This window comes from Mannheimia kashgarensis (genome assembly GCF_041807705.1).
GTDB lineage: Bacteria > Pseudomonadota > Gammaproteobacteria > Enterobacterales > Pasteurellaceae > Mannheimia.
In genome coordinates this window covers 14635-27234 of sequence record NZ_JBGTYY010000029.1, presented here as the reverse complement: position 1 = coordinate 27234, position 12600 = coordinate 14635, and the positions used below count along the sequence as shown (strand labels likewise).

The following is a 12600-nucleotide window of genomic DNA, read 5'->3' as shown; positions in this document are numbered from 1 at the left end:
TGAGCTATATTTGAAAGAATGCGAATGGCGTTTTAATCACAGTGACTTAAAATCTCAAATATTCCTTTTAAAACAATTGGTTAAAGGGGGTTTAGGTTAGTTATCTAGGACAGCCCCAAAATTAAAGCAGTTGGAGCGATCTTTGGTTGAAAAAGCCAATGAAATTGAAATGAAAAAAGAGAAATCCTTACTTGGATTATGCGATTTTACTTGAAGTAACCATTTAATGTCGGAAAATCCAAGATGATATTATTCTATAATCGGATTTAGATGTTCAAATTGGGATAAGTAAAGCGTATCTATTGGATTTTACAAGGAGTTTTGTGTTTGGTGCTATGTTATTTAACGTTGAAAACCCGTAAAAATAAGCGGGCTTAAGCCCGCTTTTATTTTACAATATTTTTCTACTCGTAATTCTACACCATTCCTCTTTCTCCACCACAGGATCAAGCTCAAATGATGAGCTATAAGCCTCACATACACTTTCAGCCTGAGTGGCAAGAATGCCTGACAAGCCTAAATCGCCATTTGGTTTTACAAGAGTAATAATATTAGGTGCAAGTTCTTTTAATGGGCCTGCAAGAATATTGGCTACTACAACATCAGCTTGTAAATCTTTTGGCTGATCTTTAGCTAAGAATAGTTCTAAACGATCTTCTACACCATTGGCTTTCGCATTATTTTGGCTGGCTAAAATGGCTTGTGGATCGATATCAATCCCGATTGCCTGTTTCGCTCCGAGTTTAAGTGCTGCAATCGCTAAAATGCCTGAACCACAGCCGAAGTCGATAACTGTTTTGCCTGCTAAATCTAAACCATCTAACCACTGTAGGCAGAGTGAAGTTGTTGGGTGCGTACCTGTTCCGAATGCTAAACCAGGGTCTAGCATCACATTCACCGCATTTGGATCTGGCACTTCACGCCAGCTTGGACAAATCCATAAGCGTTTGCCAAATTGCATTGGATGGAAGTTATCCATCCATTCACGCTCCCAGTCTTTATCTTCAATTTGCTCAATTTTATGGGCGAAATCCTCTCCCACTAATTTGCTAATTTTTAATGCTTCTACGATAACATTCATATCGGTTTCAGCATCAAATAAGCCAACTACATCGGTATTGCCCCATAAGCGGGTTTCGCCCGGAAGCGGTTCAAAAATAGGGGTGTCTTGGCTATCCATAAAAGTAACGGATACCGCTCCAATCTCTGTTAAAAAATCGCTGATTTCTTCAGCTTGTTTGTCTGTGCTATTTAAACGAATTTGTATCCAAGCCATTTTATTTCCTTTTACCGCTTACAAGCGGTGATATTTTCTCTAAATTTTGCAAATTGGACGGAGTTATCCACGTCCACCCACCGTAATCTTATCTAACTTCACAGTCGGCTGCCCCACACCGACCGGCACAGATTGCCCTTCTTTACCACAAGTGCCAATTCCGGGATCGAGCTCCATTTTTTTACCCACCATTGAAACTTGCTGCATTGCTTCAATCCCACTACCGATAAGTGTAGCACCTGTAACAGGTTTAGTGATTTTACCTTTTTCGATTAAGTAGGCTTCTGCGGTGGAGAACACAAATTTGCCTGAGGTAATATCAACTTGTCCACCGCTGAAGTGTGGAGCATATAAACCGTATTCGACGGATTCAATCATCTCTTCAAATTCGTGATTGCCTTCGGTGAGATAGGTATTTGTCATACGCGGCATCGGTAAATGAGCATAAGATTCTCGTCTGCCGTTACCCGTTGGTTCAATGCCCATTAAGCGAGCATTGAGTTTATCTTGCATATAGCCTTTTAGAACACCATTTTCAATCAATACGTTGCGTTGTGATGGTATGCCTTCGTCATCAACGGTAATTGAGCCTCGCATATCTGGTACAGTGCCATCATCAACGATAGTACAAAGTTCAGAGGTAACCATTTGCCCAATCTTGCCTGTAAAGAGAGAGGCTTCCTTACGGTTGAAATCGCCTTCTAAACCGTGCCCAACCGCTTCGTGTAATAAGATTCCCGGCCAGCCTGCACCGAGTACAATTGGCATTGTGCCTGCTGGGGCTGGAATGGCAGTAAGATTGACTAACGCTTGGCGAACAGCTTCTTTCGCAAGGGATTCTGCTCGACTAAAGCCCGTTGCATTCGGTTCTAAGAACCACGTTAAACCAAAACGCCCGCCCGCACCTGCTGAACCACGTTCACGCTTGCCGTTTTGTTCTACCAGTACCGAAATGGATAAACGTACCAATGGGCGAATATCAGCGGCTAATGTGCCGTCTGTGGCTGCCACTAACATCTCTTCATAAACTGCGGATAGATTTGCGTTCACTTGGATAACACGAGGATCTTCCGAGCGTGCAGTTTTATCAACCAAATGAAGTAACTCTACTTTCTGCTCACGGCTAATCGTATCTAACGGATTGATCGCTGCATAGCGTGGGCAAGCGGTCGTTTTTTTGAAATTTTTTACCAATAATTGACCGCTTGTTTGGCTGATAGAACGAGCTGCTGCTGCACATTGCTCTAATTGTTTGAGAGTGATTTGATCCGCATAGGCAAAACCTGTTTTCTCGCCTGAAACGGCACGCACACCAAAACCTCTGTCGATATAAAATCCACCTTCTTTGATGATACTATCTTCCAAGCTCCAACTTTCGTCTTGGCTGAGTTGGAAATAGAGATCGGCGTAATCAATATCACGACCTGAAAAGTGATCAAGCACTTGGCTTAAGTGTGATAATTCAAGCCCACTTGGTGCAAGTAAGCTATCTGAAACCTTGTTTAACATTGTGATTCCTAAAAATAAAAATTCCCCTCTTTTCTAAAGAGGGGGGCTGAATACAAATTTGTACTTATCCTTTTAATCCCTCTTGTTCTCTTACATTATCTACGCCTTTATCTGCTTCAACACGTTGCATAAAGGCAGAAAGTTGTGAAAGATGAGAGAAATCTAAGCCTAAACGGCGGCACCAGTTCAACATAATGTAGAGGTAAACATCAGCAACCGAGATGGTTTCACCAAAGAAAATATGGCTCTCTAAATGCTCGTTCGCCACTTCAAGTTGCTCTAACACTTGTTCTGCGGCTTGTTGGCGAATGGCTTTGATTAATTCCTCATTGCCTTCCGCGTAGCTTGGTAGACGGAACAGTGGCACGAAAGATTTATGCACATCGGCATTAAAATAAGCTAACCAGCGAGCGGCTTTGGCTTTATCACGAGTCGTTTTACTGCCGAAAAGTTTAGCATCTGGGTAAAGCTCATCTAAATAGTGAACGATCGCTTGGTTTTGTGGAAGTACTAAGTCGCCATCAACCAATAGCGGCACAGCTCCACGAGGGTTTAATGCCAAAAATTCAGGTGTTTTAATAAATTCACGGCTTACAGCTTGAAAGTCGTAATCTTGATTGGCGTGCAATTTGACCCATTCCAATGCAACGTGTGGCACGAATGAGCAAGCACCAACTAAACCATATAATTTCATCTATTTTTCCTCTTATTAAGGGAGTAATTTTTCCAAACGCCATAAATCAGCGTAAGTTGCTCGGGCTTTAATCAAATGGGCTTGGTTACCATCAACCATAATTTCTGCTGCTTGTGGGCGAGAGTTATAAGTTGATGACATTGCCGCCCCGTAAGCACCTGCAGAACGCATTGCGATTAAATCGCCTTCTGCAATCGCAAGCTCTCGCTGTTTACCTAAGAAATCGGAGGTTTCACAAATTGGGCCAACGACATCATAAATAGCAGTTTGGCGATCAAGGGTTTTATTCACTTCGGTAATTTGCATATAGGCTTCATAAAGGGCGGGGCGAATCATATCGTTCATACCTGTATCCACAATCGCAAAGTTGCGATCTTCATTCTGTTTCAGGTATTCCACTTTCGTCACCAAAATGCCTGCGTTTGCGGTAATAGCACGGCCCGGCTCAATAATAATTTCTAAGTTTTCGTAGCCTTTGAGTTTTTCTAATAGGGCTTTGGCGTATTCAGTCGGGTGCGGAGGCTCTTCGCCGTTGTAAGGCACGCCTAAACCACCGCCTAAGTCTAAGTGGTGTAGCTCAATGCCGTCTTCACGCAGTTGCTCCATTAAGACGATTAAGCGATCGGTTGCATCTAAAAACGGTTGTAATTCGGTTAATTGCGAGCCGATGTGGCAATCCATACCGGTAATTTTCACATTGGGTAGAGTTTTCGCCAAACGATAAACTTCACGAGCTTGAGTTACGCTTACGCCGAATTTGTTTTCTTTTAAACCAGTGGAAATATAAGGGTGAGTGTGGGCATCAACATCTGGGTTTACACGCAGAGAAATAGGAGCAACTTTACCTAATTCGCCAGCCACTTCGTTGATGCGGTGAAGTTCGGAAACTGATTCAATGTTAAAGCAACGAATCCCTACTTCCAACGCTCGCTTGATTTCGCTGTGCGATTTTGCTACACCGGAAAAGACAACTTTAGAGGCTTCGCCACCAGCGGCTAAGACACGCTCCAACTCGCCTTGAGAGACAATATCAAAGCCAGAGCCGAGACGAGCCATTACATTTAACAAGGCAATGTTAGAGTTGGATTTGACTGCAAAGCAAACTAAATGTGGGTGCGAGCCGAACGCATTATTGAATGCGTGCCAGTGGCGTTCAAGGGTGGCTCTGGAGTAAACATAAGCCGGTGTGCCGTATTGCTCGATAATATCGGCAATAGCGACTTCTTCGGCAAAAAGTTGGTTATTTTTATATTCAAAATGGTTCATTGAAAGTCCGTTGTGTTTGGGATTTTGAAAGAAAAAGAGGCAACAAGCGGTCGCTTTTTCACAAAAATTTGCAAAATTTTAGCAAAAACAGACCGCTTGCAATGATTATTTTTGTTCGTGTTTAGGGGCTTGCTCAGGGAAGTAGAGTGGGCCTTTGACCCCGCAAGCACTTAAGCCTAAAGTAGTTACTAATGCGATTAAAATGAGTTTTTTCATAGGTTTTTCCGCTTAAAAAATGATGCTTCATTCTAAAACAAAATCAGTACCCTCGCTATAAAAAAATAGCACTTCAGTGTTTAGTGAGACTTGACTATTGAGGTACTGATAGTTAAGAGTGGCTCAGATTATTTTAAGAAAATGAGTCTAACTTTCCAGAGCAGTTCAAAATCTCTGTCCTTGAATTTTCTATAAACTTTTGATAACAATGATCGTAAAGGCGAATAATTATTTGCACTTTTTATGTGAAAACAAGCGGTCGTTATTGGACAGTTTTTGCAAAATTTATCCGAAAAGCTACCGCTTGTCATATGCTATTACTACTGTTTTGTACCGCCGAAAACCGCGTGGTATTCTTTCATTTCACCAGCTTTGGCCTCTTTATTTTCTAGATTCACTCTACCAACGGCATCATCAAGTTTCGGACCAGTAAATAAACCACTATATTCCCCAGTAAAATCTCCCGCAAAGGCTTTGCCTTCAAACGCATTTGCTAATTTATGGACGGCAGTTTCACTTAGGCTGATTTTGCCAAGAGTATTGCTGTGAATTTCTCCTTTAACTGAAGAATCAGTAGCAAGGAAATTTTTACTTCCACCAAAATCAGCAGTCAGAGTTACTGTCCCATCTACAAATGGTTTACTTGGGATAGTGTCAGGTTCTCCAGATGCTCTTTCAGTTCTTGTGACTGCTAGAAGTTCGCCTTGATAGGTGGCTTGACCTTTTAACTCATTGAGATATTCGTTGCGGTTATTTTGGACAACAAACTCAATCACATTTTGTGGGTATGGCTTACCAGCATATAAACCTTGATAAAAAAGATCTGCTGTATTGCCATCATGCAGAATACCGTATGTGGTGTTTGGCTGATTAACAAATAGATAATCTATTTCTGTTTTTCGTACTTTTGTTCCGCTTACATCACTATGTCCTTGAATAGTTGGATCGGATAATGTGCCTTGATGTACGCCGAAATAGGGCTTGCCATCCTTGTTTCCTAACTCTTTGAAATCAATGATAACGTGATCATTTTCGGCTGAAAGTGGTGTAATAATCCAGTTTCCACCTTGCACACAATAGCCAGTGCAAGTGTTGTCATCTAGAAAATTAGACACTACCTTCAATGTTTTATATGAGCCAGTAATACTGTTTTCTGTCAAAGTACGGTTACGCCACTCCACGCCATTACTGTCTGTTTCGACATTTCTGTTTGCTATTGTTGGTTGTGATGGCTTGGTATTATTGGTACTTCCTTGATTTGGATTGACTGGTTGGGCGTTAGCTTGATTGTCTGTTGCGGCTGGAGAAATAGTTGCACTATTTTCGGATTTATTTGAACTGCCACAAGCTGTGATACCGAAAACCGCCATTGCCACAAGGCTGATTTTAATAATTTGTTTCATATGTTGTTCCTTAAACAAATGGCGATAATTTCTTATCGCCATTATAGATTAGTAAGATGAACCTAAAATTTTTCCAGTTGCTTGTGATGCTTTCGCTCCTGCCTCAATTTTGGCACGTGTTATAGCACTATCTTTAGCGGTCTTTGCAACACCTACAGCTTCTTCTTTTACAGAATTACCTAAACTCTGCAACTCAGCACAGCCCGTTAAAGTGACTACAGAGATCAACAACGCAAAAATGGATTTTTTCATAATGAGTTCCTTTTAAATAAACATAATCTGAACGTTTTAAACTAGATTAAACCAATTTAAAACCATATTAGTTTAATATAAAACCAAAATGGTTTACAGAAAAATTTTCGGTAGGCTAATAATTTACCTTATGAAAATACCCTCAGATAAAGAAAAATTCAGTGAGCGTCTAAAGTTTGCGTTGAGAAATTCACAGCCTACGCTCACTAAAACCAGTGATATTGCACTGCGTTTCAACCTTCGTCACCTAAATGAGCCAGTGACCCAGCAAGCGGTGCATAAATGGTTAAATGGGCTAGCTATCCCATCTCAGGATAAAATAGATACTCTAGCAGACTGGTTATCAGTTAAACCAGAATGGTTGAGGTATGGTGTTGCTGATGATGAGCCAAACTATTCACCCCTTGATGAAATGTTAATTGAGTTGATCTATAAGCTCTCTGAACAGCAAAAAACGGCATTGTTGAGTTTTATCACTGCGTTTAAAGATAAATCGTGATAAAAGAGGGGGATTGTTAAGCGGTAGGATTTTTATTTTACTTGTAAAAAAATCTGCACTTTAATTTGTTAGTTTTTACCAACGCTTAAAGTGCAGATTGTCTAATTTAGTCGGGGCTTATTTCAAGCTGCCGACCATATCCTCAGGGCGAACCCATTCATCGAACTGTTCTGCCGTGACTAAGCCTAAGTTAATCGCTTCTTCTTTCAGTGTTGTGCCATTTTTGTGGGCAGTTTTGGCGATTTTCGCTGCATTTTCGTAGCCGATATGGGTATTTAATGCGGTCACTAACATTAGCGATTGGTCGAGCTGTTGTTTAATGCGAGGATAGTTCGGTTCAATACCGACTGCACAGTGTTCGTCAAATGACACACACGCATCGCCTAGCAGTTGAGCCGATTGTAGGAAGTTGTACGCCATCACCGGTTTATAGACATTCAGTTGGAAATGCCCTTGTGTGCCGGCGAAAGAGATGGTTACATCATTGCCTAACACTTGGGCACAGACCATTGTCATCGCTTCGCATTGGGTTGGGTTTACTTTGCCTGGCATAATAGATGAACCCGGCTCGTTTTCAGGAATAAGAATTTCGCCAATGCCTGAACGAGGGCCGGAGGCTAATAAGCGGACATCGTTGGCAATTTTATAGAGCGATACTGCAAGCTGTTTTAACGCACCGTGGGTTTCAACAATCGCATCGTGAGTCGCTAATGCCTCAAATTTGTTTTGAGCGGTAACGAACGGTAAACCGGTGAATTTTGCGATATATTCCGCAACTTTCACATCGTAACCTTTCGGGGTATTCAAGCCGGTGCCGACTGCCGTGCCACCGAGGGCTAATTCACGCAGGTGTGGCAGGGTGTTTTCCAATGCTTTGATGCCGAAGGCTAACTGTGCTGCATAGGCAGAGAACTCTTGACCGAGCGTGAGCGGGGTAGCGTCCATTAAGTGAGTACGCCCGATTTTTACCACATCTTTAAAGGCTTCGGCTTTTTCCGCTAAGGTTTTTTGCAGGCGTTTCACGCACGGCAGCGTGTGTTCCACCACTTTTTTGTAGGCGGCGATGTGCATTGCGGTTGGGTAGGTGTCGTTAGACGATTGGGATTTATTCACATCATCATTCGGGTGAATAATCGATTTTTCGCCCAGTTTACCGCCGTTTAACACGTGGGCACGGTTTGCCACCACTTCATTCACGTTCATATTCGACTGTGTACCCGAGCCGGTTTGCCAAATTACCAGCGGGAATTGATCGTCTAGCTTATTCGCCAAAATCTCATCGCAGGCTTTTGCAATTAAATCCCGTTTTTCGACCGCTAGTACGCCTAAGTCGTGGTTGGCATAGGCAGCCGCTTTTTTCAGATAACCAAACGCTTCGATAATTTCCGCCGGCATTGATGCCTCCGGCCCGATTTTGAAGTTATTGCGTGAACGCTCGGTTTGTGCCGCCCAATATTTATCGGTAGGGACTTGCACTTCGCCCATTGTGTCTTTTTCGATACGGAATGTCATTATTTACTCCTTGTTTTAAAAGTTAGAATCAATAAGCTCTAGTTATTTAGAGGTATGGCAAATACTAGCATAGAAAGGAAAAAGAAAGGAATTGCCAGAGGCAATTCCTTATTGATTTTTTGCTATTTTATGATATGGATCACATTATCTAACGGAGGTGTTAAATCTTTTTCTAAAGCCCGCTTGATATAAAGCCTGATTAGCCTCTTGCATAATAGCTCTTTTTTGTTCCTCGCTAAATGTATAAATATATTGATGATTTAAGGCTCCGTTCAACTTGAATAGCAAATCTTCAGTTGCTTCAAAACCTTGCATAACCAATTTGATAAATGCCGAAATATAACCAACTTCAGTAAAATCTTGTATTGAAAGGATTCCTACTTTTTTCAGCATCCTTTCCAATTTTAGGTTCATATTAGGTAACGTGCGAATTTGAGTTGAGCGTTTGTTATATATTTTTTGCTTTTCGGATTGCAATTCTTCTAATGTAGCGTGAATGAGTGAATTCAACTTTGATGAGTTAGCTAAAATAGTATTTGGAATAAAATAGAATTTTCTGCTTTGCAATCCTATTTTCTCGTCAGATAGATTATAGGTTTCGGCGTGTTGGCTAATAGGTGGTATATCTTTTTGAGAAATACGCAGATAAGTTACTCCATTTTGATACAATGCAATCATCAAATTATTTTTAAAACTGCATAGTAAGAAAAGTAGGTTTTTACGCGAAATTCTCCAAGAATAGGTTCGAATAGTGGAGAGATTTCTTTTCTAATTTCATTGACTGTTTGCATATAGTGACTCCATATAAGGTTATGTAATTATAGGTCTATGAACAATAAATACTGTTATTGATTAAATTTCAACAAGGATTTTTTAGATTTGTGAAGTGGCTCGAAAAGTTTGAATAAAAAAATCTGAAAATGCACTTTATTTGAGTTACTTCAAATGAAGTCTTTAGGAAGTTGTGTATCTTGAAATGTTTACTTTAATGGTTAAAAAAGATAAAAAGTAAAAACTACTTGCATAAGTATAGTAAAAAGAGTATTATAGATAAGCTTTAGGTAACTAAAGACGTTTGATGTAATCATTTATCAAATGACATTACAGATATTGTAGTGTAAAAAATGTTCCTAATCTTGGAACTACATAGGTTTAACTGAGCTCCCTTAATCTGAATTTAATGGTTAAGTTGGTAGTTTGGTTTTTTTTATTAGCTAAATTTTTTAATTGGAGCTCTGGTCTAATGCAGAACCAAAGAATCCGTATCCGCTTAAAAGCATTTGATCATCGTTTAATTGATCAATCTACTGCGGAGATCGTAGAAACAGCTAAACGTACTGGTGCACAAGTTCGTGGTCCAATTCCTTTACCAACTCGTAAAGAACGTTTCACTGTATTGATTTCTCCACACGTGAACAAAGATGCACGTGACCAATATGAAATCCGTACTCACAAACGTTTAGTTGATATTGTTGAACCAACAGAAAAAACTGTTGATGCATTAATGCGTTTAGATCTAGCTGCTGGCGTTGACGTTCAGATTAGTCTAGGTTAATTGGGAATTTTAAGAGGTTATTACAATGATTGGTTTAATCGGTCGTAAAGTTGGTATGACCCGCGTTTTCACTGAAGACGGCGTGTCTGTTCCAGTTACCGTTATCGAAATCGAAGCCAACCGTGTTACTCAAGTTAAAACCCTTGAAAACGATGGCTACTCTGCAATTCAAGTTACTACCGGCACTAAAAAAGCAAGTCGTGTAACTAAGCCAGAAGCAGGTCATTTCGTGAAAGCAGGTGTTGAAGCTGGTCGCGGTTTATGGGAATTTCGTACTGAAGGTGAAACTCAAGAGTTCACTTTAGGTCAAGAAATCAATGTTGACATCTTTACAGATGTTAAAAAAGTAGATGTTACTGGTACATCAAAAGGTAAAGGTTTCCAAGGTGGTGTTAAACGTTGGAACTTCCGTACTCAAGATGCTACACACGGTAACTCTTTATCACATCGTGTACTTGGTTCTATTGGTCAAAACCAAACTCCAGGTCGTGTGTTTAAAGGTAAAAAAATGGCAGGACACTTAGGTGCTGAGCGTGTAACTGTTCAATCACTTGAAGTTGTTCGTGTAGATGCTGAGCGTAAATTATTATTAGTTAAAGGTGCTGTTCCAGGCGCAACTAATAGTGATGTTATCGTGAAACCAGCTGTTAAAGCATAAGTCTAGGAGATAGAGATGGAATTACAAGTTGTAGGTGCAAACGCACTAACTGTTTCTGAAACTACCTTCGGACGTGAGTTTAATGAAGCATTAATCCACCAAGTAGTTGTTGCTTATGCAGCAGGTGCTCGTCAAGGAAGCCGTGCGCAAAAAACTCGTGCTGAAGTGTCTGGTTCAGGTAAAAAACCTTGGCGTCAAAAAGGTACAGGCCGTGCACGTTCTGGTGATATCAAATCACCAATCTGGCGTTCAGGTGGTGTAACTTTTGCTGCGAAACCACAAGATCACAGCCAAAAAGTTAACAAAAAAATGTACCGTGGTGCAATCAAAAGCATTCTTTCTGAGTTAGTTCGTCAAGACCGTTTAGTGGTTGTTGAGAAATTCGAAATTGACGCACCAAAAACTAAAGTATTAGCACAAAAATTAAAAGATATGGCGTTAACTGACGCTCTTATCATTACTGCAAACGTAGATGAAAATCTATTCTTAGCAGCACGTAACTTATACAAAGTTGATGTACGTGATGTTCAAGGTATCGACCCAGTAAGCTTAATCGCTTTCGACAAAGTGGTTGTTACTGTAGATGCAGTAAAACAAATTGAGGAGATGTTAGCATGATTCAACAAGAACGTTTGCTAAATGTGTTAAAAGCACCACATATCTCTGAAAAAGCGACAAACAACGCAGAAAAAGGCAATACTATCGTATTCAAAGTTGCATTAGATGCAAACAAAGTTGAAATTGCAAATGCAGTTGAACAACTTTTCGAAGTTAAAGTTGATTCTGTTCGCACAGTGGTTGTTAAAGGTAAAACTAAACGCCGTGGTGCTAAAGTTGGTCGTCGTAGTGACTGGAAAAAAGCTTATGTAACTCTTCAAGAAGGTCAATCACTTGACTTCGTTGAAGGTACGGCAGAGTAATCAGAGGAGATAATATAAATGGCTATCGTTAAATGTAAGCCGACCTCCGCTGGTCGTCGTCACGTAGTTAAAGTTGTTAACACTGAGCTACACAAAGGTAAACCTTTCGCAGCACTTTTAGATTCTAAATCTAAAACTGGTGGTCGTAACAACTTAGGTCGTATTACAACTCGTCACATCGGTGGCGGTCATAAACAACACTACCGTTTAATTGACTTCAAACGTAACAAATTAGACATTCCGGGTGTTGTTGAGCGTTTAGAATACGATCCAAACCGTTCTGCGAATATCGCATTAGTTCTTTATAAAGATGGTGAACGCCGTTATATCTTAGCACCAAAAGGTTTATCTGCTGGTGATACGATTCAAGCAGGTGCTTCAGCTCCGATTAAAGTAGGTAATGCATTACCTATGCGTAACATTCCGGTTGGTTCAACTGTTCACAACGTGGAATTAAAACCTGGTAAAGGCGGTCAAATCGCTCGTTCTGCAGGTACATATGTACAAATTATCGCTCGTGAAGGTAACTATGTAACTTTACGTCTTCGTTCAGGCGAAATGCGTAAAGTATTAGCTGAGTGTACTGCAACTATCGGTGAAGTAGGTAACTCAGAGCATATGCTTCGCGTTCTTGGTAAAGCAGGTGCAAACCGTTGGAGAGGTATTCGTCCAACAGTTCGTGGTACTGCGATGAACCCGGTAGACCATCCACACGGTGGTGGTGAAGGTCGTAACTTCGGTAAACACCCTGTTACTCCTTGGGGCGTTCAGACCAAAGGTAAGAAAACTCGTCACAACAAACGTACTGATAAATTCATTGTACGTCGTCGTGGCAAATAA

General features: G+C 40.7%; 15 protein-coding genes and 1 pseudogene. 7 read left to right on the top strand and 9 right to left on the bottom strand.

Features of this window, described 5'->3' with window-relative positions:
* Positions 1-100 (top strand): annotated as a pseudogene (locus ACERCF_RS10450) (IS1595 family transposase); the annotation flags it as partial.
* A gap of 291 nt (positions 101-391) precedes the next feature.
* Here ACERCF_RS10450 and prmA read toward each other — a convergent pair.
* The 7 genes from prmA to ACERCF_RS10415 form a co-directional block, all read right to left on the bottom strand.
* Positions 392-1276, bottom strand: a complete 885-nt coding sequence (gene prmA / locus ACERCF_RS10445; RefSeq protein ID WP_373625529.1) for a 50S ribosomal protein L11 methyltransferase — start codon at positions 1274-1276, stop codon at positions 392-394.
* A gap of 63 nt (positions 1277-1339) precedes the next feature.
* Positions 1340-2785, bottom strand: a complete 1446-nt coding sequence (gene tldD, locus ACERCF_RS10440) for a metalloprotease TldD (protein WP_373611684.1) — start codon at positions 2783-2785, stop codon at positions 1340-1342.
* 64 nt (positions 2786-2849) lie between these two features.
* The gene (locus tag ACERCF_RS10435) at positions 2850-3479 is read right to left on the bottom strand and encodes a glutathione S-transferase family protein (RefSeq protein WP_373625528.1); all 630 of its coding nucleotides are present in this window, start codon (positions 3477-3479) and stop codon (positions 2850-2852) included.
* Between the two features lie 15 nt (positions 3480-3494).
* A complete protein-coding gene (gene lysA, locus ACERCF_RS10430; RefSeq protein WP_373625527.1) occupies positions 3495-4745 on the bottom strand; it encodes a diaminopimelate decarboxylase in 1251 nt (416 codons plus the stop codon).
* Between the two features lie 105 nt (positions 4746-4850).
* On the bottom strand, positions 4851-4961 hold the full coding sequence (gene lptM, locus ACERCF_RS10425) for an LPS translocon maturation chaperone LptM (RefSeq protein ID WP_006248213.1): 111 nt from the start codon (positions 4959-4961) through the stop codon (positions 4851-4853).
* A 320-nt stretch (positions 4962-5281) separates the two neighbouring features.
* A complete protein-coding gene (locus ACERCF_RS10420) occupies positions 5282-6364 on the bottom strand; it encodes a HupA family protein (protein WP_373625526.1) in 1083 nt (360 codons plus the stop codon).
* 48 nt (positions 6365-6412) lie between these two features.
* On the bottom strand, positions 6413-6616 hold the full coding sequence (locus ACERCF_RS10415; protein ID WP_373611688.1) for a hypothetical protein: 204 nt from the start codon (positions 6614-6616) through the stop codon (positions 6413-6415).
* Between the two features lie 130 nt (positions 6617-6746).
* On the opposite strand from ACERCF_RS10415, the gene ACERCF_RS10410 reads away from it, so the two are divergent.
* A complete protein-coding gene (locus ACERCF_RS10410) occupies positions 6747-7115 on the top strand; it encodes a transcriptional regulator (RefSeq protein ID WP_373611689.1) in 369 nt (122 codons plus the stop codon).
* 117 nt (positions 7116-7232) lie between these two features.
* Here ACERCF_RS10410 and fumC read toward each other — a convergent pair whose 3' ends face one another.
* Both fumC and ACERCF_RS10400 read right to left on the bottom strand, forming a co-directional pair.
* On the bottom strand, positions 7233-8627 hold the full coding sequence (gene fumC / locus ACERCF_RS10405; RefSeq protein WP_373611690.1) for a class II fumarate hydratase: 1395 nt from the start codon (positions 8625-8627) through the stop codon (positions 7233-7235).
* A gap of 144 nt (positions 8628-8771) precedes the next feature.
* The gene (locus ACERCF_RS10400; protein WP_373625525.1) at positions 8772-9305 is read right to left on the bottom strand and encodes a TfoX/Sxy family DNA transformation protein; all 534 of its coding nucleotides are present in this window, start codon (positions 9303-9305) and stop codon (positions 8772-8774) included.
* A 565-nt stretch (positions 9306-9870) separates the two neighbouring features.
* Here ACERCF_RS10400 and rpsJ point away from each other — a divergent pair.
* Genes rpsJ through rplB form a run of 5 tightly spaced genes read left to right on the top strand, consistent with a single transcriptional unit; the run spans position 9871 to position 12600 of the window.
* Complete coding sequence (gene rpsJ / locus ACERCF_RS10395) at positions 9871-10182, top strand: 30S ribosomal protein S10 (RefSeq protein WP_001181005.1); 312 nt, start codon at positions 9871-9873, stop codon at positions 10180-10182.
* A gap of 25 nt (positions 10183-10207) precedes the next feature.
* On the top strand, positions 10208-10840 hold the full coding sequence (gene rplC, locus ACERCF_RS10390; RefSeq protein WP_373625524.1) for a 50S ribosomal protein L3: 633 nt from the start codon (positions 10208-10210) through the stop codon (positions 10838-10840).
* 15 nt (positions 10841-10855) lie between these two features.
* Positions 10856-11458 (top strand): 50S ribosomal protein L4, encoded by a 603-nt coding sequence (rplD, locus tag ACERCF_RS10385; RefSeq protein WP_025236920.1) that lies wholly within the window; start codon positions 10856-10858, stop codon positions 11456-11458.
* Entirely contained in the window at positions 11455-11760 is a 306-nt protein-coding gene (rplW, locus tag ACERCF_RS10380) for a 50S ribosomal protein L23 (RefSeq protein ID WP_373611695.1), read from the top strand. Before rplD ends, rplW begins: the two co-directional genes overlap by 4 nt.
* Positions 11761-11778: 18 nt before the next feature.
* Entirely contained in the window at positions 11779-12600 is an 822-nt protein-coding gene (gene rplB / locus ACERCF_RS10375) for a 50S ribosomal protein L2 (RefSeq protein WP_373611696.1), read from the top strand.